Here is a 24,370-nt window from a genome sequence, read left to right on the forward strand (position 1 = left end):
TCGTCGGGCCTGCACGCGTGCACCCGTCCGACAGGTGCTCCGCCCCCGCACTCGCGGCAGGCGGCTCTTCCCAGGCGACGGGGGTATGCTGACCCGTTGGGTCGTTCGACCCGCAGAGTCCCGAAAGGCGGTGATGGCGATGTCCGGTGATAGTTACGACGCCGCCCTCGCTGCGTCGCGACTCCCTGCGTTCATGCGTTGACCTTCGGGTCCGCTCTCGCACGTCCTTCCCGCAGCCGTCGGCGGCGTCATCCGCCCCCTGACGAATCCGCGCACGGAGCTCTCTGCTGCCGTGCACCTGCGAGAACGGAGCCGCATCATGGCGCTCATCGACAACGGCGTGTACGTCCACGGACGTCGCGTGGAGACCCCGAAGAACCTGGACGAGACCTACCGGATGCTGGATGCCGCCGGCGGCATCGCCTGGATCGGCCTCTATCGACCCAGCCCGGAAGAGGTCGCCTCCGTCGCGCGGGAGTTCGACCTGCACCCCCTCGCGGTCGAGGATGCGCTCTCGGGTCACCAGCGCTCGAAGGTGGAGCGCTACGGCGACACCCTGTTCGCGGTGCTGCGGCCTGCCCGCTACCGCGACAAGGAGGAGTCGATCGAGTTCGGCGAACTGCACCTCTTCGTCGGCCCCGACTTCGTGGTGACGATCCGTCACGCCGAGTCCCCGAACCTCGCTGCCGTGCGGATGCGCATGGAAGCCAACCCCGAGCTGCTCGCGATGGGCCCCGAGGCGGTGCTGTACGCGATCCTCGATGAGGTCGTCGACGGGTACGAGCCGATCGTGGCAGGTCTCCTGAACGACATCGACGAGATCGAGGACGAGCTCTTCGGCGACGGCGACGACGACAGCGCGCTCTCCCGGCGCATCTACGAGCTCTCCCGCGAGGTCATCAACTTCCAGCGGGCCGTGCACCCCCTGAGCGGGATGCTGGAGTGGCTGCGTCGCGGGTCGGAGAAGTACCGCATCGACGAAGAGTTGCAGCGGTCGCTGCGCGATGTGCTCGACCACACGATCCGCGTGAACGAGCGGGTCGACTCGTTCCGGGCGATCCTCGAGAACGCGCTGACCGTGCACTCCGCGCTCGTCGCCCGCCGTCAGACCGAGGCCGGGCTGGCGCAGAACGACGAGATCAAGAAGATCTCCTCCTGGGCGGCGATCATCTTCGCGCCGACGCTCGTCGGCACGGTGTACGGCATGAACTTCGACGTGATGCCCGAGCTGCACTGGGCCTTCGGGTATCCGATGGCTATCGGTGCGATGGCCGCGTTCGCCGTCGCGCTCTACGGGGTCTTCCGCTACAAGAAGTGGCTGTAGCGCCACCGCGACGGGCGGAGAACTCGCCGCCGGGCGGAGGATCCAGGTGCATTCTTCCGCCCGATGCGGAGTTCTCCGCCCGACCAGGGCGAAGACTCAGTCGTCGGCGCGGCTGATCTCGTCGAGCAGGTCGTCGAGGGTGTCGAGATCGACGGTGGCGGTGCCGTCGATCTCGCGCACCTCGACGCCCTCGACCTCGAGCTCCTCGTCGAGCTGCACGAGGATCCGCGACTCCGGGAACTGCTTCGGCGCGACGAACGCGAGCAGGGCGGCATCGGCGAAGACGACGACCGACGTCGCCTCGAGATCGTCGCGCAGGTCGATCTGCTCGATGACGGGCTCGTCGTCGACGGCGTCATCGATGTCGGTGGCGACCTCGTCGACCACAGCACGCCACCGGGTCTCCCCGACCGAGAGGATCCGCGACACCGCCGCGATCAGCGCGTCGTGATCGACGTCTTCGCCATGCTCGTCCAGCTCCGGGTCGACGTTCACGTTCACCACGGTGCCGGCCGCGTCGATGCTCGCACGCCCGTAGACGAGACCGTTCTCGGCGACCGGGTCTTCGAGCAGCCCGCTCTCGACGATGCGGGCGAGGAGCGAGTCGAGCACAGGCGAAGTCATACCCCCAGTCTTTCGCATCCCTCGCGTCACGGGGCGATCATCGTCGCAGCAGCGGCGTGAGCACGACGCCGACGGCGGTGATCCCCGCCGCGATGAACAGCACGCCCGGCGCACCGACGCCGGAGTACCCGATCCCGGCGAGCACGGGCCCGCCGACCGCGCCGAGGTTCAACGCCGCCGTGGCATACGCGCCGCCCAGAACCGGAGCGCCCTCGGCCTGGCCGACGATGCGCGCGATCAGCGCCGAGCCGACAGCGAACGACAGCAGCCCGCCAATCAACCCGCCGAGGAACACGGCCGGCACCGACGCGGCGGCGAGGCCGAACACCACCCAGACGACGGTCGTGGCCGCGGCACCGACCACGATCCATGTGCGCGCCCAGCGGGCACCCCACCGACCGGTGGCGGCCACCCCGAGGAAGGCCCCGACTCCGAATACGGCGAGGAGCACCGGGATCCAGGATGCCCCGACCCCGGCATCCGCCCCGATGACGGCGAGGAACGTGAACACCCCGAAGGTCGCGGCGTTCACTAGCACGGCGAGCACCACGGCGACGAGCACCGGACGACGACGCAGCTCGGAGACCTCCGCGCGCACGTCGATCCGCGGCGAGCGCGGAACGGCGCCGAGCGTGCGGTCGAGGAGCAGCGCGACCACGGCAGGGAGACAGAGCAGCACCACGGCCCAGAAGGTCGAGCGCCATCCGAAGGCGTTCGCGAGCATCGCACCGGCGGGGACGCCCACGATCGTCGCGAGCGTGGTGCCCGCGAGCAGGACCGCGACGGCCCTGGTCGTCTGCGCCGGTGCGACGATGCCCCGCACGGTGGCCAGAGCGATCGCCAGGAATCCGGCGTTCGCCAGCGCGGCGAGCACCCGCGTGACCAGCAGCAGGGAGAACGACGGCGCGAGCGCACCGACCACGTGCGCGGCGATGAAGATCACGAGGAGCAGCACGAGGGTCTGCCGCGGACGCCAGCGGCTGGCGAACACGGCCATCAGCGGCGCACCCACCACCATGCCCACCGCGAACGCGGAGGTCAGCAGGGCGGCGGTCGATGGGTCGACACCGAGATCGGCGGACAGGGGGAGGAGAAGACCGGCGAGCATGAACTCGCTGGTGCCCTGGGCGAAGATCGCCAGAGCGAGGACGGGGATGAGGAACGGCATGGAGCATCCAGACGCGCAGAGCCGCGGGCGCTGCGAAAACGCACCGAGCGGCGGGTGAGTGAGGTCGACGAGGATGCGGGGAGCACACGACGTGTGCTCACACCCGCGATCTAGCGTCTATCCGACTCAGGGCTCACCCGCCCAGCGTATCCGACGAGGATCAGCCGGTCGGCGTCCGCCTCCGGCCGAACAGGGGCAGGTCGGCGATCACGATCACGAAGACCAGGTAGGCGGCGCTGAACCCGACGATGCTCAGCACGGACCCGCCCAGACGCAGGGCGACCTCGTAACCCTCAGAGGATCCCGCCGTCACCGCTCCCCACCCGATGGCGCCGAGCCGCACCTGATTCGTCACCAGGATCAGCACCGTGGAGAGGACCACCGACATGCACACCCGCAGCCCGCTGACGCGTGTCGCAGCCAGGATCACACCCCCCAGCCCCCACAGCGGCGCAGCGAGGAAAGCCACCGGGGACTCGACCGCCGCGGTGAATGCGCCAGGGGTGATCGTGGGCAGCCAGAGGCGAGCGACTTCCGTTTCCAGAAAGACGACCTGCGGCGCCAGGAAGACGAGCACGACAGCGGTGGCGATCAACCCCACCCCCGCGAACAGCCGCACCTTCATCGAGAGCGAAGAGCGGCGAGCAGTCCTGACGCGAACGGTGAGAGGCGGGGAAGCCGTGGGCTGCATCAGGCGTCCTTCGCGATCGGACCGGCCACATCGATCTCCCCGTTGCGGCGGGTCTTCGCCCACCCGTTCCGCCCTCGGACGATCCGGTAGAGCGCGCGGGCACCCGTCAGATAGACGTAGTAGTCGTACACCCACATCCCGAATCCCCAGAGGATGCCCGTCCAGAATCCGGCATCGGGCTCGCTGTACCGACGGTAGAGCGGCCCCCAGATGAAGAAGGGGCCGATGCCGAAGAGAAGGAAGAGGATGGCGAGGACGGGCAGGAGGCTCCAGGGGAGGGCGAATGCCCCGGAGGCCACCCCCACGATCGCTCCGACGACCAGGGTCACAGCGGCGAGGCTGGCCACCACCTGGAAGACCGGCAGGAGCAGGTAGTAGCAGATCTCGAGAATGCCGGCGTTCGTGAGCATCGGCGATCGGACGATCTCGGGGATGTAGCGGATGCACTGCATGTTCCCCTGCGCCCAGCGCGTGCGTTGGACCGTGAACCGTCGGAAATCGTGCAGCGCCTCCTGGGCGACGTAGGTGTCGTGCAGGTGTCGGTTCTTATGCCCGGCCAGCAGCACGTGGATGCCCAGCTCGTAGTCCTCCAGAAGCGAACCGTGCCACGGCCTGTCGGACCTCGCGGCGATGTCATCCAGAACCGAGAGGCGCGTGAACTGGCCGTTGCCGCCGAGGCCCACGGTCTCGGTCCATCCGCGGAGGGACTGGATCGCGGCGATCGGCCCGCGGAACTCGAGGTCCTGCATCCGGATGAGGAATCGCCCGAACGTGTTCCGGGCCCATCCCGCTCCCGGGACGGGTTGCCGGTCATCGCGGTTCTTCATGTAGACCGTGACCTGCGCCGCCCCGACTTCGGGATCTCCGAACGCGTGGGGTGAGGCGGCCTTGCGGAGGATGTTCTCGGCCACCTCGCCATCGGCATCGACGACGCACACGACGACGCGCGAACGGTCGGTGTCGGCGGGAAGGAACGCGTTCAGTTCGAAGTACGCGGCATTGAGCGCATCCCCTTTGCCGGTCCTCGCCTCGGGGCGCCGGCGCTGGACGAGATGCACGAAGGCGTCCGCCTCGGCGGCCGACTGGACGATCGACGCGGTGCGGTCGTCGCTGTCGTCGTCGATCACCCAGACGTGTGCCTCCGGCACCGTGGAGCGGAGCATCCGGATGGTTCGCGAGATGACGACCTCCTCATCCCGGCACGGCACGAAGATGTGCCATGCGAAGGCATCCACGCGGCCATCGGGGTCCGGCGTGCGGCGCACGAAGGGAACGATGATCATGAAGACGTAGACGAGGAACGTCAGCGTGACGATGAACGATATGGCGCTAGCGGCGACGAGCATCGCGACCTCGAACAGCGGCGGACAGCCGAGGACGCATCATGCGCTCTCGTCGCGGGCGGCGGCGACGGCGGATCGGATGTGCTCGGCGATGCGCTCGGTGGCATGGCCGTCGCCGAACGGCGACGGCAGGGCATCGAGGTCGGCGAGAGTGCGGGTCACCGTCGAGAGCAGGGCGGAGGTCTCTGTCGCGAGGGTCTGCGGGGTGACCAGACGGGTGAAGGAACCGAGCGCCTCGGGACGTTCGGTCGAGTCCCGGACCACGAGGACCGGGCGCCCGAGCACCGTCGCCTCCTCCTGGATGCCGCCGGAATCGGAGACCAGCACGGCGGCGTGCGAAGCGAGCGCGAGGAATCGCTCGTAGGTGTACGGCTCTTCGGCGATCAGCGCGTCGAGCAGGTGCTCCGCGTCGAGTGCCCTCAGCATCGCCCGCGTCCGAGGGTGCACGGGGAAGACGACCGGCCACCCCGATGCGGCGATGTCGTTGAGTGCGTGCAGCGTCGCGAAGAGGTTGTCCGCAGAATCGACGTTCTCCTGCCGGTGCAGGGTCGCGAGCACGTATTCCGCAGGCTCGACATCGATACGCTCCAGCTCGTCGACGTCGGAGCCGGCGGCGGCGCGCTGCGTGCGGACGGCTTCGACCACGGGATTCCCGGTCACATGGATGCGCTCCTCGTCGATGCCCTCCGCGAGCAGGTTGGCGCGGTTCGCCTGGGTCGCCGCGAACAGGTCGTCGGCGATGTGGTCGACCATGATCCGGTTGTGCTCTTCGGGCATCCGGCGATCGTTGGCGCGCAGCCCCGCTTCGACGTGCCCGAGCCGCACACCCGAGGCGTTCGCGGCGAGCGCGGCCGCGATCGTGGCATTCGTGTCTCCCTGCACGACGACGTAGCTCGGCTCGACCTCGTCGATCGCCTGCGCGATCTGCTCGGCCCCGCGGCCGATCTGCGCGGCCCGCGGGAGCCCGCCCACACGAAGCTGGCGGTGCACCCGCGTGATTCCGCACGATTTCAGGAACACGGCCGACATGTCACGGTCGTAGTGCTGACCGGTGTGGACGACGTAAGCGGCATCGCCGAGGCTGCGGACCAGCGGGGCGAGCTTGACGATCTCGGGACGGGTTCCGAACACGATCATCACCGAGGACTTCGGCAGGTGGGCGGGTGCGGTCGGTGTCGAGCACTTGTTCATGGGTACCTCGATCGGCCCCCGGGAGGCTTCCCGTGGCCGACGTGATGAGTGATTTCCGGTGGGTCCGGACCGACAGTACGTGTCGCCGCGTCCGCCGAGCGCGTGGATCCGGGCACGTATATCGACGTTCCGGCATTCGTCGACGGGAGCTGCTGCGCCGATAGGCTCGAGCCGTGTCGAACGCCGCATCCTCCGCCCCCACATCCGCCGCCTCCGACCTCGGTCGCCTCGCCGCCGCACTGGCCGATCCGGCTCCGCTGAACTGGATCATCACGGGCGACTCGATCACGCACGGCCTGGTGCACACACAGGGCGGGCGCAGCTATCCGGAGCACCTGCACGAGCTGATCCGCGGCGAGCTGGAGCGCGTGCGCGACATCGTGCTGAACACGGCGATCAGCGGCAACCGCATCGTCGACCTGCTCGATGACTGGGACCGCCGCGTCGCGTCCTGGCGGCCGGATGTGGTCACCCTCATGATCGGCACCAACGACGCCTCGGACGGCGGCCCCCGCGAGGTGATCTCGGCGGCGGACTACGCCGCATCGCTGCGGGACTTCGTGGCGCGGGTGCGCGCGCTCGGGGCGATCCCCGTGCTGCAGACCCCGCCGGCGATCGACACCCGCAATGCCCCGGAGCGCGCGCGGATCGGCGAGTTCGCCCAGGCCGTGCGCGAGGTCGCCGCGAGCGAAGACGTGATCCTCGTCGACCAGTTCGCGCGCTTCGCCGAGCTCGGCGCCGGCGGAGTCCCCTGGGGACTCATGAACGACCCGTTCCACCCGAGCGCCACCGGCCACGCCGCCCTGGCCCTCGAGCTCGCGAACGTGCTCGGCCTGCGCCCCGACGGGCCTCGGGCGCGCACGCACGCCCTCCTCGAAGGCCTCGTCGCCACCGCGCGCGTCAACGGCTGAACAGCCCGGCCGACGGGTCGCCCTTCCGGGGTGAAAGCACTCTGGACGCTGCCCTCGGCGCACCACTATGTTGAGCGCATTCGCACTCGACAGTGAGGTGGGGCATGTCGCACGTCGTCGCAACCGGGGCCGGCAAGGCCATGATGGAGCGTCGGAACGATCCGACGCACGACTACATCCTCGAGCTGACCGGCAAGGAGCGACCCCGGGTCCTCTTCGTCGGGACGGCGACCGGCGATGACGCCGCGTACATCCTGAGCTTCTATTCCACGTACGACTCGGACCGGTGCGCGCCGCACCATCTGCCGCTGTTCCATCGGGCGGTGGACGACCTCGCGGGCTTCGTGAAGGGCTTCGACGTGATCCACGTCGGCGGCGGCAACACCGCGAACATGCTCGACGTGTGGAAGCGGCAGGGTCTCGACGAGATCATGCGCGAGATGTGGGAGGACCCCGACTCGAACGTCGTGTTCACCGGAGGCAGCGCCGGCGGCATCTGCTGGTTCGAGGGCGGCACGACCGACAGCTACGGCCCGACCCTGCAGGTGCTGCCCGAGGGGCTCGGTTTCCTGCACGGCAGCTTCTGCCCGCACTACGACGCCGAGGATCAGCGGCGTCCGCTCTTCCACGCCTCGCTGCTGAGCGGCGAGCTCTCGACCGGATACGCGGTGGGCAACCTGCAGTCGCTGCACTTCGAGAACTCCGAGTTCGTCACCGCGATCAGCCCCGTCGAAGACGCCCTGGCGCTCCGGGTCGAGGCGATCGACGGCAAGATCGTCGAGACGCAGCTGTCGACGAAGGTACTCACCGGGAACGCCCCGATCGTGAAGGGGCCGTCGTCATGAACGACAACGTGTGGATCCTCATCGCGCAGCTGATCGTCGTCATCGGCGCGATCTACATGGGCACCCGCACGAGCGGGATCGGCCTCGGCGTCTGGGGCCTGGTCGGCGTGGCCGTGCTCATCTTCGTGTTCGGCGAGGCGCCGGGCAACGCCCCGGTCGACGCGGTCTTCATCGTCATCACGGTCATCACCGCGGCGTCGACCATGCAGGCGGCCGGCGGCATCGACTGGATGGTCTCGGTCGCGGCGAAGGTGATCAGACGCAAGCCGAAATCCGTCGTGTTCCTGGCCCCAGCCATGTCGTTCCTCTTCACGGTCGGTGCGGGTACGGGAAACATCTTCTACCCGCTGCTGCCCGTGATCTACGACGTCTCGTACCAGCAGAAGATCCGCCCCGAGCGCGCCCTGTCGGTCTCGGCCGTCGCCTCGCAGGTCGGCATCCTCTGCTCGCCCGTCTCGGCCGCGACCGCCTCGATGGTCGTGCTGCTCGCGCCGCAGGGCGTCGACCTCGGCCAGCTGCTGCTGATCATGTGGCCGGCATCGATCGCCGGACTCTTCGTCGCGGCGCTCGTCATGATGCGGCACGGCAAGGACCTGGAGGACGACCCGGAGTTCCAGCGCCGTCTGAAGGAGGGGCAGATCAAGCCGCCGCAGACCGACGCGCACGAGAACAAGCTGCCGAAGACCGCCGTGCTCTCGGCCACGCTCTTTCTCATCGGCGTCGGGGTGATCGTGTTCTTCGGCCTGTTCGAAGGACTGCGCCCCGTGATCGGCACCGACGACGCCGGCGACCCGGTGCGCCTCAGCGTCACGGTCATCATCGAGGTCACGATGGGCATCATCGCCGCCCTGATCTTCGTGTTCTGCAAGGTCAAGGCCGCCGACGTCCCGAAGCAGCCCACGTTCCCCGCCGGTATCGTCGGTGCGATCGCCCTCTTCGGTATCGCGTGGCTCGCCAACACCTTCGTCGCGGCGAACCAGACGCTCATCGTCGACGGGCTCGGATCCGTCGTCTCCGGATCGTCGGCATTCCTCGGGGCGCTGCTGTTCGCGATGGCGCTGTTCGCGGTCGCGATGCTCACCACCAGCCAGTCGAGTGCAACCAACGCGATCGTCCCGATCGGCATCACGATCGGGCTGCCGGCGCCGCTGCTGGTGGGACTTTGGCCGTCGACCATGGGCATCTACACCCTGCCCGCCAACGGCAGCCAGGTCGCCACCGTCGCCTTCGACCAGACCGGCACGACGAAGATGGGCAAGTACGTCTTCGACCACTCGTTCCAGCTGCCGAACCTCATCTACGTGGGCGTCGCCATCGTCGTCGGGGTGGGCCTGTCGTTCCTGATCAGCTGACATGATCGACACCGTCGACCGTTCGGCGCTTCGCCAGTTCCTGCTCGGGCTCGCGCAGGGGATGAACGCGTCGGCGGAGTCCGTCGACCGCATCCGCGACACGCTCACCGCCGTCGCCCGGGCCTACGGTGGCGACGACACGGATTTCGTCGTGCTGCCGACGATCATCCTCGTCGAGACCGGGGAGTCGGATGAGTCCCGGGTCGCCATCCGCTCGGCGACCAACGCCTCGTTCCGGTTCGATCAGATCGCCGCGCTGTACGACCTGATCGGCGAGGCACGGACCGGCGACGTCCCGCCGCTCGACGGCATCCGCCGGCTGAACGAGATCGGGGCGATGCGGCCGCGACTCGGCTGGTTCACCCGCACGCTCGGACACGGAGTACTCACCGCCGGTCTGGCGCTGCTGTTGGCCCCGACCTGGCAAGGCGTGATCGTCGCGTTCATCCTCGGCTTCGGGATCGGACTGCTCAAGCTCGTGCGGTCGCCGACGTTGCAACTGATCCTGCCGATCGCGGCGGCGTTCGTGTGCGCGGGCGCGGTCTTCCTCCTCGCCGAGGTGATCGAGATCGGCGACCCCATCCGTCTGCTGATCGCGCCGCTGGTGACCTTCCTGCCCGGAGGCGTGCTCACCACGGCGACCGTCGAACTCGCCGCGGGGCAGATGATCTCGGGGGCCGCTCGTCTCGTCTACGGGTTCGTGCAGCTCGCGCTCCTGGCCTTCGGCATCCTCGCCGCCGGCGCGGTCGTCGGGGTGGAGTCCCGGTCATACGAGCCGCTCCCCGCATCCGCTTTCCTTCCGTGGTGGGTCGGCTTCCTCGGCGTCCTCGTGTTCGCCATCGGCAACTATCTGCACTTCTCCGCGCCCGCCTCGACCTTCGGCTGGGTGCTCCTGGCACTCGTGGTCGCGTATGTCGGGCAGTGGGCGGGGACCGAGTTCATCGACCCCACGATCGGCGGCTTCGTGGGAGCCGTCGCCGTCACCCCCGTGGTGTTCTGGATCGCCGGGCTGCGCCACGGGGCTCCGTCGCAGCTCACCTTCCTGCCGGCGTTCTGGCTGCTCGTGCCGGGGGCTGCAGGGCTCGTGGGCCTCACCGAGGCGTTCGCGACCGACAACGGGCTCGCGGACTTCACGGCGGCACTCACCTCGATCATGTCGATCGCCCTCGGCGTGCTGATCGGCACCGCGCTGTACCGCGTCGTTCATCACGGGGCCGAGGAGTTCGTGCAGTTCGCCGTGGCGCTGCCCGCTGCTCCGGAAGCGGAGAGGGAGCCGAGCTTCTGGTCGCGGGTCACTGCCCCGTTGCGGCGTTCCTCCCGAGCGGAGCCCCGCTGACCGAAAACCCTCTCCGTCAGGGCTCGATCGGCCGCACCCGGGAACCGTAGGCGGTGTACAGCGCAGCGTTGTGCGCGTCCCCCTCGGGCAGGTTTGCCGAGATGAAGACCGGTGCGGCACCGGTACTCCGCTTCAGCTCGCGGGTGATCCCTTCGGCCAGCATCTGCGCGATGAGGATGCCGGTGAGGTTCGACACCGCACCGATGCGCACTCCGTCGCCGAGATCGATCGTGGCATCGCCCGCAGGAGCGCAGTTGTCGATGACGACATCCGCCTGATCGGCGAGGTTGCGACCCGAGTCGTCCCTCGTGGCGACGCTGGCGTTGTGGATGCGGGAGGTGATCGCCACGATCGGATGCCCGTTCGAGCGCGCGAGTGCCGCCATCTCGACGATCGCGGCGTTGATGCCCGAGTTCGACACGATGACGAACGCGTCCTCGGGCTGCGGTGCCGCCAGCTCGTAGATCCGTGCCGCGAGACCGGGGGTGCGTTCGTACTTGGGATCGAGGATGTCGGCGGCCGCGACGTCGCCGAACAGCACGAGGTCCTTGACCGCCATCATCCCCACGGCGGCCAGACCCCCGGCGCGACCGGCGAGCTCGAGCGTGACGGCGCGGGAGTGCCCCGTTCCGAACGCCTGGACGATGCCACCGCGGCCGATGGCGTCGGTGAGCAGAACGGTCGCCTGCGCGATCGCCTCCTGCTGCGTCTCCAGTACCCGACCGATGTGGTCGAGCGCCATCCTGGGATAGGCGAGTTCGGTCATCATGCCCCTTTCAGGAGAGCGTTCATGTGGCGACGGTGGTGTTCGCATCGGCATCGGCCTCGGCGAGCAGACCGAGGGCGGCCTCGACGATCGCCTCGCCGCTTCCCGCGGCCACCGGGCTGACGACGGTCTCATAGCTCAGCGGAGCTTCGCGATCCGGAACGTAGCCGAGGTAGCCGTTCGTGTACCCGAGAACGACGGTCGGGTGCGCCGGGTACCCCGCGCGGATCTGCTCGGCCAGCCCGAGATACAGCTCGGCGGGGACCGCGACCAGGCGCACGGCATCGATGACGCCGATCTCGATCGTGACGCTGTGCTGAGTGGTCGACAACCTGGTCCGGCTCTCCTCGGCGAGCGCGATGCCCTGCTCGAGCACGGCTTGCCGGCGCGCCGAGAACGGGTCCTGCGGTGCTTCCGCGGCGTGGTCGGCCGTGTCGGGCAGCGGGGGTCTCGCCGGGAGGTCGAGCGTCACCGCCAGCGGGGCCGCCAGCGATGCGTCCCCTTCTGGATGCTCGTCGTCGGCGCCCGCGCGGAGCGTGGAGCGCACGGCGTCGGCGACCCGTGACGCGATGCGGTCGATCTCGGCCGTGTCCCGCGCCTGCCGCGTCGTCCGCGTGCTGATGTCGCCGGCAGCGCCGGTCGCAGCGACCACCCACTCGGCCTCGGATGCCAGCGCCCGCCGGATTCCGCCGGTGAGATCAGCGCTCGTGAGTCTGTTGTCCGGAGGGAGGACGGTGGGATGCACGGGCGAGACCACGAGCATCCCGCGCAGGCGAGTCGCCTGGCCCGCGGGACCGCTCGCCTCGAAGAGAAGGACATCGATCGGCACCTGAGGGGTCTCGTCCGGTGGCACGTTGCGGCGCCCGCCGACACCGGAGGCGATGCTCCGCACGGCTCGCACCCGGCCCGGCTCCTCGGCGGCGATCGCGCTCCGGATCGCGACGAGTGCCGACACGACGACCCGTTCGGCCAGCGCCTCCGGAGTCGCCGCCCCACCGGGGTAGCATCCGGCCTCGGGAGTGGAGTGCGCATGTGTCGCGGAGACCCACACCCGCGAGACGCCGAGGTCGTCGGCGGCCGCACGGATCCGCGCCACGAGGTCGGTGTTGACGCAGATGAGGTCGACGATGAGGAGCACCAGCCGTGAGGAGTCTCCGCCGACGCTGATGGCGTGCACCTCGAGCGGTTCGATCGAGCCGAGAACGCCCTCCGTCCGGTCGATGTAGCCTCCGAGAGGCTCGCCCAGGACGACGCTCAGTCTGGCCTCCCCGTGTCCGATCATCAGCACAGCGACCCCTCTTCCCAGGCGCGGATCGCCTTCTCATAAAGACCCGCGCGTTCACCGCGAGCCCGCTCCTGCGCGATGTGGATCCCGCCGGCGAGCGCGTCGCTCAGGGGATCCGAGAGAGTGAGCCCCCTGGCCTGCAGTTCACGGTCGAGCGTCGCGCGGAGGTACGTGTTGGCGGCGAGCATCCGGCCCGAGTAGCTGATCGGGAACCCCGGAGCGTGCGCCGCCGTCGCCGCGATCGTCTCGGCGAGATCGACGGCCGCACCGTTCAGGATCGAGCCCGCCACCGCATCGCCGGCCTCAGCCGCCCGCGCGACGTCGACGGCGAACGATGCCACGGACGGGGTCGAGGTCGAACCGTCCCGGTAGAACCGCTGCAGGGCGGCGATCGAGACGTCTCCCCCCAGCCTGCCGCGGAGTTCCGCGGAGAGGGTGGTGCGGATGTGGGCGCCGTCGATCGCCGCCGCCGCCGCCCTCAGCCCGGCGAGACCGACCGCGTAGGCACTGCCGCGATCCCCCAGCGTCGGACCCCATCCGTCGGCGGACTTCGCCGCTCCATGCTCGTCGATGCTGAGGACGATGCTTCCCGTCCCCGCGCACACGATGGTCCCCGGTCCGGCGATCGCGCCGGCGTGCGCGAGGATGGCATCGTCGAGCAGCAGCACGGGCGCTGCGAGTTCGCGCTCGAGGGCGGCGGCCAGGGCTGCACGCTCCGCAGGCTCGCCGGGAACACCCGTGAGGCCGAGGACGACATGGTCGAGGGTCTGCGCCGCATCGGCGTCGGCCCGCGCTTCCTGCACCGAGGCGACGATCGAGGCATGGTCTTCACCCTCGCCCGAGTACACGAACCCCGATCCGCGTCCCTCCGATGCGCCGGCCGGACCGACGATGCGCATCCGGAGGCCGGACTTGCCGCCGTCGATCGCGGCGACCGCGCTCACTTGCTGATTCCCGCGGTCAGGCCTGACATGATCTGCTTCGAGGCGAACGCGAAGACCAGAGCGAGCGGAAGCAGCGCGATGATCAGACCGGCGAACAGCGTGCCGCGGTCGGCGGAGTACTCCCCGAAGAACTGGGTGAGACCGACGGGGATCGTGTACTTGTCGGTGTCGCGCAGGAGCACCAGCGGGTAGAAGAAGTCGTTCCAGGTCGGCGCGAACTGGAAGATCGTCACGACCGCCAGCGCGGGTCTGACCAAAGGCAGGATGACCGACCAGAAGATGCGCCCGTCGTTCGCTCCATCCAGACGAGCCGCCTCTTCCAGCTCGACCGGAAGCCCGCGCATGAACCCCATCAGTACGAACATCGTGAACGGGATGCCGCTGGCGGCGTAGAGCAGGATGAGCCCGAGATGGGTGTCGACGAGGCCGCCCGCCTGGAACATGTAATAAATCGGCAGCAGGCCCAGTTTCGCGGGGACCATCAGACCGGCGATGAAGAAGGCGGCCAGGAAGGCCCGTCCGCGGAAGACCCGGCGCGTGATGACGAAGGCCGCAGCGACCGAGACGGTCACGCACAGCGCGACCGAGCAGATGGTGATGAATACGGAGTTGAGGAAATAGGTGCCCAGCGACGCGGATTCCCATGCCCGCACGTAGTTCGACAGATCGAAGCTCGTCGGCAGCGCGATGGGATTCTGCAGGATCTCGTTGGTGGGTCGCAGCGATCCGAGGAGCACGAGCAGGATTGGTCCGAACGCGATCGCCGCGTAGATCCACAGCACCGCCTGCACCCCGATGCGGGTGCCGAGCCCGGCCCGAGTGCGACGGCGCGGCGACGAGGAGGCTGCCGACTCGGGGGGCGGGGCTTTCGGCGTGTGCGGGCGTGCGAGTGTGGAAGTCATCAGGCCTCCCGGCGCCGAAGGAGTCGTTCGAGGGCGATCGCCACACCGAACACGAGGATGAACATGAGCACGGCCATGGCCGAGGAGTCTCCGATGGCGTTGGTCCCGCCGTCGAACGCGAGTCGGTAGTACAGGAGGCCGAGCACGTCCATCGACCCGGACGGTCCGCCGTTCGAGCCGCCGAGGGCGTAGACGAGATCGAAGATGTTGAAGCATCCGATGAAGGTGAGCACCGTGATGACACCGACAGCCGGCATGATCAGCGGGAATCGCACCGCCCAGAAGAGACGCCAGTGGGAGGCCCCGTCCAACTGGGCCGCCTCTTCGAGTTCGGCCGGGATGCCGCCCAACGCTGCTCCGAAGATCAGCAGCGGCCCGCCGATCCACTGCCAGGCGTTGATCAGGATGAGCACGGGCAGCGCGGTGTTCGGCTGACCGAGCCACGGAAGTGCGAAGGCGTCGAGACCGATGGCCCGGAGCGCCTCGTTGATCGGCCCGAACGTGGGGCTGAGGAGCATCGCCCACAGGTAGCCGACGATGAGCGGGCTGAGCAGATAGGGCGTGGAGTACAGCGTCTGGAACAGCCGCTTGCCGCGCTTCGTCCGATGCAGCAGTACCGCCAGCCCCAGCCCGATCGTGTTCTGCACCGCCATCGTGCCGATGAAGAAGAGCACGTTGTGCCAGAGCGCGGAGCCGAGCTGCTCGTTCACCGGATAGCGGGTGAACAGCTCGACGTAGTTCCCGAATCCGACGAAGGCGTCCGGCGTGGTGCCCTTCCAGGTGAAGAGGCCGTAGACGAACGCGGTGAAGATCGGGACGATCACCAGCACGGTGTACAACACGAGCACGGGGCCGCTGAACAACGCGATCCACCCGAACGAGACATGCTCGGGCGAGTAGCGGCCCCGCGCTCGTGTCCGCATCATGAGCGGGGCTTGAACCACTGATCGACACCCTGCTGGATCTTGTCCGCCGCGCCGCCCGCATCGATCTCGTCGAGAATCAGGCTCGAGAACGAGGAGGAGGCGAGGTCCCAGGCACCGGGGGTGCCACCGGAGAAGTAGGCATAGGTGATGTACGGGCTCGGTTCGGCGGCGTACGCCTCCACCGCTTCCGCGAGCAGCGGATCGGACGGCGTCACACCGGGGACGGGCGAGATCTGCGCGAGTTCATCGGTGAACGCCTGGCCGAAGTCGGCGGTCGCCATCCACTGCACGAGCTCGAGCGCGGCCTCTTTGTTGTCGCTGGCGTCCGAGACGCCGAAGGAGCCATCGACGTATCCGGGCACCGGCACACCCGAGCCGTCGGGAGCCGGCGCGTTGAAGATGCCGAGTTCGAGGTCGGGGTTGGCTTTGCGGAAGTTCGCCAGCTCCCAGATGCCTCCGGGGAATGCAGCGGCCTTGCCGGAGGCGAAGAGCGCCTGTGCGTCTTCATAGCTGGTGCCCTGGTAGGCGTCCCCCCAGTAGTCGCGAGTGCTGGTCCACGCATCGACCGAGTCCACCCACGGCGTATCGGTGAAAGATGCTTCGCCGTCGAGCATCTTCTCGAGGTAGGGGGTGCCGCCATAGGTGCCGGCGCCGAAGATCTCCTGCTCGATGGGCAGCATCCAGGTGTCGGTCACCGTGTTGGCGAGCGGGGTGACGCCCGAGGCCTTGATCTCGTCGAACGCGCTGATCATCTCGTCCCAGGTCGTCGGCTCCTCGAGCCCGAGCTCGTCGAAGACAGCCTTGTTGTAGATGACGTGCAGCGTCTGGATCGCGAAGGGAACACCGTAAACCGCGCCGTCCGAGACGCCGCGGGCGCCGTCCAGGACCGACGGCGAGAAGTCGGCGAGCTCGGAGACCTCGTCATCGAGGGCGACCAGGTCACCGGACTCCACGAGCGGCTGCAGCAGTCCGTAGGAGCGCAGCTGGGCGACATCCGGGCCGCTCGCATCCTTGAGCCCGGTCGAGAGGATGGTGTCGTACTCGGTGTTGAGGTAGGGCACGTACTCGACGGTCACGCCGGGGTGCTCCTTCTCGAAGGCGGCGAAGATCTTGTCGTACGTCTTGGCGTCCTCCTGCCTCCATCCCCATACCGTGATCGTGGAGTCGTCGCCCTCCGCGCCGGCGGGACCGGCGCTCGGTGCGCATGCGGCGAGGACGAGTGTGCTGACGGTCAGTGCTCCTGCCGCCAGCGTGGCCTTTCTGAACTTCGACATCGTGCTCCTCTTGGTGGGACTGTTCCGAATCGGATTCGGTCAGTGATGAGGCGGTGCATGTGTAGGTGGGGCCACCGTAATACTGGTCTATACCGTTTGTCAACGGTCCGGTATAGACCAATCTCCCACCCCACCGGCCTAAGATGACTCACTACGCGCGCAAGCGCATGAGAAGGAGCTTTCCACGGTGGCACGGTCGAAGCATTCCGACGGCGGCGAGGAGATTGGCCTGCTGGCCGTGCAGGTGGGAGACCTCACCGGCGAACCGGGCAAGGGTGAGCAGATCCGCAAGGCGCTCGCGGCCTTCGCCGCCTCCTCCCGGCCAGACACCCTGCTGCCGTCCGAGCGGGTTCTCGCCGAGCAGTTCGGGGTCGCGAGGATGACGGTCCGCGGGGCGATCGACAGCTTGGAATCGGCGGGCCTGGTCCGCCGGGAGCCCGGTCGCGGCGCCTTCGTGCAGCACCCGCGACTGACCCATTCGGAGATCTTCCGATCCTTCACGGAGGACATGCGATTCCGCGGGATGGAGCCCGGCGCGCGGGACTTCTCCGCCCGCCTCGAAGCCGCTACCGAGGCCGTCGCGGCCGCGCTCGACATCGCCGAAGGCGACCCGGTCGTGCGCATCGAGCGCGTCAGGACCGCCGACGGCACGGCCATGGCATACGAGACGACGAACCTGCCAGCCTCGCGTTTTCCCGATCTGATCGAGAAGATGTCCGAGACGGATTCCCTCTACGAGGTACTCGATCGCTCCTACGGCGTGCGCCCGGAGAACGCCGAGCAGACCGTGGCCATCGACCGGCTCTCCCCTGAGGATGCGGTGCGCCTGGAGACCCAGGCCGGCGAGCCCTGTTTCGCGATCGAGCGCAAGGCGCACGACAACATGGGCAAGACGGTCGAGTTCGGTCGATCGCTCTATCGCGGGGACCGCTACGTGATCGAGATGCACGTAGGGCGCGCCGCCGACGGATGACGCGGAATCGAAGAGCACCCTTGACAGCCAAACTGCTCTAGACCAGTATCTGGCGTACGCGCCGCAATCCGTGCGGCCCTGCCAGAAGGGCGCTCTCCCATGAAGTCCTCTCCACGTCTCTCCCGCGCGCGGCGCAGAACGGCCCTCGGGCTGATCACGTCCGCAACACTCGTCGCGGGGCTCGCGACTCCGATCGCCGCCTCCGCACTCGACACCGCTCCGGCCGTCGCCGCCGCGCCCTCCGACGTCGCCACCGCGACCACCGCCACCGGGCCCGTCATCTGGCCCAAGCCGCAGCAGCTGACCTCATCCGGACAGCAGATGACCCTGCCGTCGAGCGTCACCCTCGTCGCCCCCAGCGGTGCCGATCCTGCAGCAGTGGCCCTGACCAAGTCGCTGCTGACCGCCACCGGCACGGCTTCGACCGTGTCGAGCACCGATCCCGGATCCGGCGCGACCGTGTACGTGGGCGGGCCCTCCGAGAATGCAGCGAGCGCCGCCGCGCTAACAGCCCTCGGCGCCACCGGTCCCGCAGGTCTCGCCGCCGACGGATACGTCCTCGCTGCCGGAACCGATGCGCAGGGTCGCATGCGCGTCGTGCTCTCCGGTGTAGACAAGGCCGGCACCTACTACGCGGCGCAGAGCCTTCGACAGGTGCTGACGGCGGGCACCAACGGAAGCAAGGTCTGGAAGCTCACGGTGCGCGACGCCCCCGCCTTCAAGGTGCGCGCAGGGATGCAGTCTTTCTACAGCGACCCGGACCACTGGTCGCTCGATCAGGAGAAGTCCCACATCGAGTTCCTCGCCCGGAACAAGATGGACACGTACTTCTACGGCCCCGCGCAGGATCTGCACACCGGCAACCTCTGGTCGACGAAGTACTCCGGCACCGACCTCGCGGAGATCCAGCAGATCGTCACGCTGAGCGCCGCCCGTCACGTCGAGTACATCTACCGCGTCTCGCCGCAGGCTCCCATGGCTCCGGCCCTCGGCATGTGCTTCTCGACCCCCGGCCAGACGGATCTGCTCATCGATCGCTTCGAGCAGCTGTGGGACGTGGGCGTGCGCCGATTCACCGTCGCGTGGGATGACATCCCCGACGACTTCAGCTGCGCGACCGACAAGGCGACCTACGGAAGCGGGACGAGCAGCCTCGGAACCTCGGATCAGGCGCTGGCATCGCTGCAGGCCGGAGTCGTCAACGAGGTGCAGGCCTGGCTCGACACCAAGACGGGTGCGCGGCCGCTGATGGTCGTTCCCACCGAGTACTTCGGCACTCAGACGAGCCAGTACCGCACCCGCCTCGCCCAGCAGGTGACGCCCAAGGCGACGATGTTCTGGAGCGGACGAGAAGTCATCTCGCCGACGATTCCGCTCGGCGACCTCACGGCCGCGAAGAGCGCCTTCGGTGGACGACCGATCGCGATCTGGGACAACTATCCGGTCAACGACTACGCCGACCGGTTCGATGCCGACCGGCTGCTGCTCGGACCGCTCGAAGGCCGGGACAAGACGCTCGCGGGCGCAAGCGAGGGCATCTACTTCAACGCGATGAACGAGGCCGAGTTCTCGCAGCTCGCCCTGTTCACCGCGGCGGACTTCGCCTGGAACCCGGACGCATACGATGCCGCGTCCTCCTGGGAGGCCTCGGTGGCCGCGCTCGGCGGCACTCGCACGGCGGCGCTGCGCGCATTCGCGGAGAACAACTACGCCTCGTCGCTGAGTTCGGTGGAATCACCCGGGATCGGCGCGAAGATCGCCGCCTTCCGCAACGCGTGGCACGCGAACAGCGGCGTCGCCGCCGCCGGAACCGAGCTCACCGCCGCCTTCACGGCACTCAAGAACAGCGTCACGACGCTCCGCGAACCCGGGGCCAATCCGTTCCTGAAGGCGGAGGGCGTCCGCTGGCTCGACAAGGCGAGCCTCTACGGCCAGGCCGGCGAACTGGCCGTAGCGGCTCTGGTCGCCGAGAGCGCGGGCGACACCACGACGATGAATCAAAAGCGCACTCAGCTGGTTGCGCTCGTCGCGCAGATCAGCGCGAATGAGGCCCGAGTGGGCGTCGGCGTTCTCGACCCGTTCCTGTCGTTCGCGCTGGCGCGGGGAACAGAACTCGGCGACCTCGCCGGCACCGGACGCTCAGACCTCCTCGGCGTCATGGCGGACGGGACCCTCAAGGCCTACCCGAACGTCTCGACCACGAGCGGGCAGTCCAACCAGGACGGCGCCACGTACTTCGGAACCGAGTCGTACACGGTGGGTTCCGGGTACTCGGCCGCCCGCCTGCCCATCGTCGGCGAATTCTGCGGTGACCGGCAGCTCGACATCGTTCAGGTCGAATCGACGGGCGCGCTGAGATACCGCGCCAACTCCGGGTCGTTCGGGAGCCTGTACGCCGCACCCGTGCAGATCGGGCAGAACTGGCAGGGCAACCTGAGCCTCAAGGCGACCGATCTGAATGCCGACGGACGCGCGGATCTCCTGGGCGTGCTGGCCAACGGAGACCTGATGGCGTACCGCAACACCGGGTGTACCAACAACGTGCCCGCGTTCACGGATCCCGGAGTGAAGGTCGGACAGGGGTGGTCGTCGTCGCAGCTGCCGATCGTCGGCGATCTGTGCGGCGACCGCGACTCCGACATCCTCACCATCGACGGGGCCGGCGCGCTTCGCGCATTCGACAACAACGGCTCGTTCACCGGGTCGATGTTCTCCACCACCGGGCTCGTCGGGACGGGGTGGGGAGGCACGCTGAAGCTGGAAGCCGTCGAACTGAACGGCGACGGACGGGCCGACCTGCTGGCGGTGCTCGGTGACGGGAAGCTGTTCGCCTATCGGAACACCGGATGCTCGGGAGGAATCCCGACGTTCGCACCCCGCGTGCAGGTCGGGTCCGACTGGAGCGCGTCTCGACTGCCGGTCGTAACTGATCTGAACGGCGACTCGCAGGCGGATCTGCTGACGACCGACTCCGCGGGCACGCTGCTGGAGTTCGTCAACACCGGCGTCTTCACGGGGAACATGTTCACCCCGGGGAACCGCGTCGGGCAGGGGTGGCAGGGCGCCCTGTTCATCCTCTGATCGCGACGGCGGCGGGGAGCGTGCCGAATGGCATACTCCCCGCCGTCTGCGTCCTCTCGCGCCGCGCTACTGCCGCGACCCGATCTCGTCGATCGGACGGGTGCGCATGGCGGCGGTGGTTCCCGCCCACAGCGCCACGAGCGCGAGAGCTCCCATCGCACCGATGATCGCCAGCGACCCGAGCACCGGCAGCGCGGGAATCGGCTGACCCGAGATGCCCATGCTCACCCCGATGAGCGGAGGGATCGCGACCACGACACCGAACACCATGCCGATCACGGCCACCAGCACGGCTTCGATCCGCATCATCGAGCGCACCTGCCGGCGGGACGAGCCGATCAGCTGCATCAGGGCGAACTCCCGCGAGCGCTCCCCGGTCGCCATCACGAGCGTGTTGATCACGGCGATCGCGATGTAGCCGAGGATCACGAGCAGCGCGATGAGGTTCACCCAGCCCTGCTGCGACTGCGCACCCGCACCCGCCGCCTCCTGGCCGGAGCCGTCGCTCACGACGAAACCGCGCTCGGTCAGGGCGGCGCGCACCTCGTCGGCCGCCCCCGCATCGACCGTCGCGAGCGCGAACGCATCGAGACCGGCCGTGGTGTGCGCCCTCACGTCATCCGCGGCCATGGTGAGGTCGCCGAATCCGAGACCGCGCTCGTACACCGCGACGACCTTGGCCTCCCACGGCGAACCGTCGCCGAGGTGGCCGGTGACCGTGCTGCCGATGTCGAGCCCGAGGCTCTGCGCCGCATCCGTGCTCACGGCCACCGTCGTGGCGCCGTCGAGGTCGGTGAGCGACCCCTCGCGCACGCGCAGGTCGAGACTCTGCGCCGTTCGCTGCGGATCGATGCCCTGGAGCACGTGCTCCTCGCGTTGGAGCTTCCCTTCGAAATCGTAGGAGTCGACCACTGCGGCGCTGAGCGCGACGCCCGAGGCCTCGGTCACACCCGGGGTCTCGCGGATCGCCTCCACGGCCTCCGGGGAGAGCCCGTTCGGCGCCGTCACCCGCAGGTCGGCGATGACTCCGGCGGTGGCCTGCGTCGCGGCCTCGGCGGCGATGATCGACGGAGCTCCGATCTGCACGAGTCCCAGGCCGATGCCGAGCGCGATCGGGAGGATGGCCGAGGCCAGACGCCGACTGTTCGCCGTCGCATTCGCCGAAGCCAGGAAGCCCGCGGACGACAGCCGCCGCAGCACGCTGCCGATCAGACGCACGCTCAGCGACACGAGCCACGGCCCGAGCACGGCAAGCGCGATGATGAGGAGCATCGCCGCGCCGGCCGCGGCACCCGCAGCGATCTGTCCGCGCAGGACGAGCGGCACCGTCGACACCGAGATGCCGGCGGCCGCCAGCACGATGCCGATGATGATGCGCGGCAGACCGATCGCCGGTGCACCGGTCGCCGACTCGCGCAGCGCCTCGACCGGGTCGAGCTTCGCAACCCTCGAGGCCGCGATGCGCGCGGCACCCCAGGCGGACGCGAGCACGAGCAGCACCGCGCCGACCGCGGGAAGCGGGCTGAAGGCGAGGGCGAAGTCGCCGGGGATGACGCCTCCCGTGACGAACGCCGACTGCAGCACGGTCGACAGCAGGTATCCGGGCGCGATGCCCAACAGCGCGGCGACGGCCGATACCCACAGCACCTCGCGGGCCACGAGCGAATGCACATGCGACGGGCTCGCGCCCACCGCGCGCAGCAGCGCGTAGTCACGGCGGCGCGACTGCACCGACAGCGACAGCGTGCCCGCCACGATGAACATCGCCACGAGGATGCACGTGCCGACGAAGGCGCTGCCGATGGCGACGAGCATCGAACGCGCCGCCCCCGAGTCGAGGAACTCGACGTCGCCGCGGGCGTCTCCCGTGCGGGCGACCAGGCCGGGGAAGGCCTCGCGGATCGCGGTGGCCGTCTGCTCGGGGTCATCCCCCGCGACGAAGATGCCCAGTGCCTGCGCGGCGCCGTCGTGCGAGTCGAGTTGGCCGATGCGCTGCTCCGTGAGGAACACGTGCGCGCTCCGCTCGGGTGCCGCAGGAGCGGCGACCTCACCGACGACGCGGTACTCCGAGGGGATGCCGCCGTGGGCCAGGACGACCGTGCCGCCGACGACCTGGCCGCTGCCGGCGGTGACCACGACCTCATCGGCCGCCGCGGGCTCCCGCCCCTCGCGCAGTTCGAAACCGGTCAGCGCCGTGGCCTCCCACGGGTGCGCCTCGACGACGGCGGGCGCGGCGGCATCGGCATCCGCATCCGTACCTGCGCCCTGCAGCACGAGCGGAACGGTCACGTCGGCCACGACGCGGTCGACCCCCGGCAGCGCGGCGATGTCACGCGCCGCGTCGGCGGGCAGCGACGCGCGCTCCCGCAACGGAACGGGGAGGTCCTCCGGCACATCCACCTGCTGCGGCGCCCCCACGACGACGTCGACGGCGGCATAGCGTTCGGGGGCGAGCCCGCCGCGGTCGCCGGATTCGACGAGCACGCCGAGACCCGTCACCAGCGCGCTCGCGACGAACACGGCGACCGCGACTCCGACGAAGCTCCGGCGGTGGTGGCGAAGATCCGCCCGGACGAGCCGGCCCAAACCCAGCGGAGCCGACATCACCATTCCCCCAATGCGCTCATGCGGTCGTTGATCTGCGCAGGGTCGGCGCCGTCGAGGTAGCCCGCGAAGGCGCCGTCAGCGAGGAAGATCACGCGATCGGCGTGCGATGCCACCACGGGGTCATGCGTCACCACCACGACGGTCTGGTTCAGTTCCCGCGCCGTGTGCGCGAGCAGGTCGAGCACCTGCTTGCCCGACCGGGAGTCGAGCGCGCCCGTGGGCTCGTCGCCGAACACCACGTGCGGCCGGGTGATGAGGGCGCGCGCGATCGCCACCCGCTGCTGCTGGCCACCGGAGAGCTCGGAGGGGCGGCGGTGACGGAACTCCGCGAGTCCCACCGCGTCGAGCAGGAAATCGAGCCACCGCGCCTCGAGACTCCGACCGCCGAGCCGCAGCGGGAGGGTGATGTTGTCTTCGACGTTCAGGGCCGGCAGCAGGTTGTACGCCTGGAACACGAAGCCCACGTGGTCGCGCCGGAAGGCGGTGAGCTGACGCGCCTTCAGGCTCGAGATCTCGGTTCCCCCGAGGTGGACGGTGCCGCTGCTGGGCCGGTCGAGTCCCGCGGCACTGTGCAGCAGCGTGCTCTTGCCCGAGCCGGAGGGGCCCATGATCGCGGTGAAGGTGCCCTTCGCGATGGCGAGGTTCACGCCGCGGAGGGCGGTGACGCGGCTGGCGCCGGAACCGTAGGTCTTCACGACGGACTGCAGGCGCAGCGCTTCGGCGGGGCCCGCATCGACGACGGGGGCGAGTGGTGTGGAGGTCATGATTCGACGCTAGGGACGGCCGATCCGGCATCCCATCCCGCCCGCTGCCGCATCGATGGTGGT

General features: G+C 69.0%; 20 protein-coding genes. 7 read left to right on the forward strand and 13 right to left on the reverse strand.

Going from position 1 to position 24,370, the window contains the following annotated elements; translation table 11 throughout:
• Positions 1–319 precede the first annotated feature (319 nt).
• Positions 320–1,324 carry a magnesium and cobalt transport protein CorA gene (locus HCX50_RS03250; RefSeq protein ID WP_029263176.1) on the forward strand — a complete coding sequence of 335 codons (1,005 nt, stop codon included), beginning with the start codon at positions 320–322 and terminating at the stop codon, positions 1,322–1,324.
• 96 nt (positions 1,325–1,420) lie between these two features.
• Here the strand turns inward: HCX50_RS03250 and HCX50_RS03255 are convergent, their stop codons facing one another.
• The 5 genes from HCX50_RS03255 to wecB form a co-directional block, all read right to left on the reverse strand.
• Positions 1,421–1,948 (reverse strand): cytochrome C5, encoded by a 528-nt coding sequence (locus HCX50_RS03255; RefSeq protein ID WP_091027574.1) that lies wholly within the window; start codon positions 1,946–1,948, stop codon positions 1,421–1,423.
• A gap of 37 nt (positions 1,949–1,985) precedes the next feature.
• Positions 1,986–3,116, reverse strand: a complete 1,131-nt coding sequence (locus HCX50_RS03260) for an MFS transporter (RefSeq protein WP_091027576.1) — start codon at positions 3,114–3,116, stop codon at positions 1,986–1,988.
• A 160-nt stretch (positions 3,117–3,276) separates the two neighbouring features.
• Positions 3,277–3,807, reverse strand: a complete 531-nt coding sequence (locus tag HCX50_RS03265; RefSeq protein WP_167633004.1) for a hypothetical protein — start codon at positions 3,805–3,807, stop codon at positions 3,277–3,279.
• Positions 3,807–5,153: a glycosyltransferase gene (locus tag HCX50_RS03270; RefSeq protein WP_091027580.1), complete on the reverse strand. Its 1,347-nt coding sequence runs from the start codon at positions 5,151–5,153 to the stop codon at positions 3,807–3,809. Before HCX50_RS03270 ends, HCX50_RS03265 begins: the two co-directional genes overlap by 1 nt.
• A gap of 36 nt (positions 5,154–5,189) precedes the next feature.
• Positions 5,190–6,341: a non-hydrolyzing UDP-N-acetylglucosamine 2-epimerase gene (gene wecB, locus HCX50_RS03275; protein WP_167633005.1), complete on the reverse strand. Its 1,152-nt coding sequence runs from the start codon at positions 6,339–6,341 to the stop codon at positions 5,190–5,192.
• 173 nt (positions 6,342–6,514) lie between these two features.
• On the opposite strand from wecB, the gene HCX50_RS03280 reads away from it, so the two are divergent.
• The 4 genes from HCX50_RS03280 (at position 6,515) to HCX50_RS03295 (ending at position 10,785) form a co-directional block, all read left to right on the forward strand.
• Positions 6,515–7,252: a GDSL-type esterase/lipase family protein gene (locus tag HCX50_RS03280; protein WP_167633006.1), complete on the forward strand. Its 738-nt coding sequence runs from the start codon at positions 6,515–6,517 to the stop codon at positions 7,250–7,252.
• A 104-nt stretch (positions 7,253–7,356) separates the two neighbouring features.
• Positions 7,357–8,097 (forward strand): peptidase E, encoded by a 741-nt coding sequence (locus HCX50_RS03285; RefSeq protein ID WP_167633007.1) that lies wholly within the window; start codon positions 7,357–7,359, stop codon positions 8,095–8,097.
• Positions 8,094–9,449 carry an anaerobic C4-dicarboxylate transporter family protein gene (locus HCX50_RS03290; RefSeq protein WP_167633008.1) on the forward strand — a complete coding sequence of 452 codons (1,356 nt, stop codon included), beginning with the start codon at positions 8,094–8,096 and terminating at the stop codon, positions 9,447–9,449. Before HCX50_RS03285 ends, HCX50_RS03290 begins: the two co-directional genes overlap by 4 nt.
• 1 nt (position 9,450) lies before the next feature.
• On the forward strand, positions 9,451–10,785 hold the full coding sequence (locus HCX50_RS03295; RefSeq protein WP_167633009.1) for a threonine/serine ThrE exporter family protein: 1,335 nt from the start codon (positions 9,451–9,453) through the stop codon (positions 10,783–10,785).
• A 16-nt stretch (positions 10,786–10,801) separates the two neighbouring features.
• On the opposite strand, the gene HCX50_RS03300 is transcribed toward HCX50_RS03295, so the two are convergent.
• From HCX50_RS03300 to HCX50_RS03325, 6 genes are read right to left on the reverse strand one after another with little or no spacing between them, the layout of a single operon-like run.
• Positions 10,802–11,551, reverse strand: coding sequence for a sugar isomerase domain-containing protein (locus HCX50_RS03300; protein WP_205828762.1), 750 nt, complete (start codon positions 11,549–11,551; stop codon positions 10,802–10,804).
• Positions 11,552–11,573: 22 nt separating this feature from the next.
• Positions 11,574–12,839 carry a hypothetical protein gene (locus tag HCX50_RS03305; protein WP_167633011.1) on the reverse strand — a complete coding sequence of 422 codons (1,266 nt, stop codon included), beginning with the start codon at positions 12,837–12,839 and terminating at the stop codon, positions 11,574–11,576.
• A complete protein-coding gene (locus tag HCX50_RS03310) occupies positions 12,833–13,780 on the reverse strand; it encodes a BadF/BadG/BcrA/BcrD ATPase family protein (RefSeq protein WP_167633012.1) in 948 nt (315 codons plus the stop codon). Before HCX50_RS03310 ends, HCX50_RS03305 begins: the two co-directional genes overlap by 7 nt.
• Positions 13,777–14,682 carry a carbohydrate ABC transporter permease gene (locus HCX50_RS03315; protein WP_167633013.1) on the reverse strand — a complete coding sequence of 302 codons (906 nt, stop codon included), beginning with the start codon at positions 14,680–14,682 and terminating at the stop codon, positions 13,777–13,779. The genes HCX50_RS03310 and HCX50_RS03315 overlap by 4 nt, the downstream gene beginning before the upstream one ends.
• Positions 14,682–15,608, reverse strand: a complete 927-nt coding sequence (locus tag HCX50_RS03320) for a carbohydrate ABC transporter permease (protein WP_237682318.1) — start codon at positions 15,606–15,608, stop codon at positions 14,682–14,684. Before HCX50_RS03320 ends, HCX50_RS03315 begins: the two co-directional genes overlap by 1 nt.
• On the reverse strand, positions 15,605–16,882 hold the full coding sequence (locus HCX50_RS03325) for an ABC transporter substrate-binding protein (RefSeq protein WP_167633014.1): 1,278 nt from the start codon (positions 16,880–16,882) through the stop codon (positions 15,605–15,607). Before HCX50_RS03325 ends, HCX50_RS03320 begins: the two co-directional genes overlap by 4 nt.
• A 187-nt stretch (positions 16,883–17,069) precedes the next feature.
• Between HCX50_RS03325 and HCX50_RS03330 the strand changes: the two genes are divergently transcribed.
• Positions 17,070–17,855, forward strand: coding sequence for a UTRA domain-containing protein (locus HCX50_RS03330; protein ID WP_167633015.1), 786 nt, complete (start codon positions 17,070–17,072; stop codon positions 17,853–17,855).
• 99 nt (positions 17,856–17,954) lie between these two features.
• Entirely contained in the window at positions 17,955–20,936 is a 2,982-nt protein-coding gene (locus HCX50_RS03335) for a beta-N-acetylglucosaminidase domain-containing protein (protein WP_091027633.1), read from the forward strand.
• A 66-nt stretch (positions 20,937–21,002) separates the two neighbouring features.
• On the opposite strand, the gene HCX50_RS03340 is transcribed toward HCX50_RS03335, so the two are convergent.
• Together HCX50_RS03340 and HCX50_RS03345 are read right to left on the reverse strand one after the other, a co-directional pair.
• Positions 21,003–23,540, reverse strand: a complete 2,538-nt coding sequence (locus HCX50_RS03340) for an ABC transporter permease (RefSeq protein ID WP_167633016.1) — start codon at positions 23,538–23,540, stop codon at positions 21,003–21,005.
• Positions 23,540–24,307 carry an ABC transporter ATP-binding protein gene (locus HCX50_RS03345; RefSeq protein WP_167633017.1) on the reverse strand — a complete coding sequence of 256 codons (768 nt, stop codon included), beginning with the start codon at positions 24,305–24,307 and terminating at the stop codon, positions 23,540–23,542. The genes HCX50_RS03340 and HCX50_RS03345 overlap by 1 nt, the downstream gene beginning before the upstream one ends.
• Positions 24,308–24,370 lie beyond the last annotated feature (63 nt).

This window comes from Microbacterium sp. B19(2022) (genome assembly GCF_012030385.1).
GTDB classification, from domain to species: domain Bacteria; phylum Actinomycetota; class Actinomycetes; order Actinomycetales; family Microbacteriaceae; genus Microbacterium; species Microbacterium oxydans_B.

Excerpts from the sequence above, each read along its gene's own strand:
- HCX50_RS03250 (WP_029263176.1), top strand. The coding sequence starts at position 320 with ATGGCGCTCATCGACAACGGCGTGTACGTCCACGGACGTCGCGTGGAG.
- HCX50_RS03255 (WP_091027574.1), bottom strand. The coding sequence starts at position 1,948 with ATGACTTCGCCTGTGCTCGACTCGCTCCTCGCCCGCATCGTCGAGAGC.
- HCX50_RS03260 (WP_091027576.1), bottom strand. The coding sequence starts at position 3,116 with ATGCCGTTCCTCATCCCCGTCCTCGCTCTGGCGATCTTCGCCCAGGGC.
- HCX50_RS03265 (WP_167633004.1), bottom strand. The coding sequence starts at position 3,807 with ATGCAGCCCACGGCTTCCCCGCCTCTCACCGTTCGCGTCAGGACTGCT.
- HCX50_RS03270 (WP_091027580.1), bottom strand. The coding sequence starts at position 5,153 with ATGCTCGTCGCCGCTAGCGCCATATCGTTCATCGTCACGCTGACGTTC.
- wecB (WP_167633005.1), bottom strand. The coding sequence starts at position 6,341 with ATGAACAAGTGCTCGACACCGACCGCACCCGCCCACCTGCCGAAGTCC.
- HCX50_RS03285 (WP_167633007.1), top strand. The coding sequence starts at position 7,357 with ATGTCGCACGTCGTCGCAACCGGGGCCGGCAAGGCCATGATGGAGCGT.
- HCX50_RS03290 (WP_167633008.1), top strand. The coding sequence starts at position 8,094 with ATGAACGACAACGTGTGGATCCTCATCGCGCAGCTGATCGTCGTCATC.
- HCX50_RS03295 (WP_167633009.1), top strand. The coding sequence starts at position 9,451 with ATGATCGACACCGTCGACCGTTCGGCGCTTCGCCAGTTCCTGCTCGGG.
- HCX50_RS03300 (WP_205828762.1), bottom strand. The coding sequence starts at position 11,551 with ATGACCGAACTCGCCTATCCCAGGATGGCGCTCGACCACATCGGTCGG.
- HCX50_RS03315 (WP_167633013.1), bottom strand. The coding sequence starts at position 14,682 with ATGACTTCCACACTCGCACGCCCGCACACGCCGAAAGCCCCGCCCCCC.
- HCX50_RS03320 (WP_237682318.1), bottom strand. The coding sequence starts at position 15,608 with ATGATGCGGACACGAGCGCGGGGCCGCTACTCGCCCGAGCATGTCTCG.
- HCX50_RS03325 (WP_167633014.1), bottom strand. The coding sequence starts at position 16,882 with ATGTCGAAGTTCAGAAAGGCCACGCTGGCGGCAGGAGCACTGACCGTC.
- HCX50_RS03335 (WP_091027633.1), top strand. The coding sequence starts at position 17,955 with ATGAAGTCCTCTCCACGTCTCTCCCGCGCGCGGCGCAGAACGGCCCTC.
- HCX50_RS03340 (WP_167633016.1), bottom strand. The coding sequence starts at position 23,540 with ATGTCGGCTCCGCTGGGTTTGGGCCGGCTCGTCCGGGCGGATCTTCGC.
- HCX50_RS03345 (WP_167633017.1), bottom strand. The coding sequence starts at position 24,307 with ATGACCTCCACACCACTCGCCCCCGTCGTCGATGCGGGCCCCGCCGAA.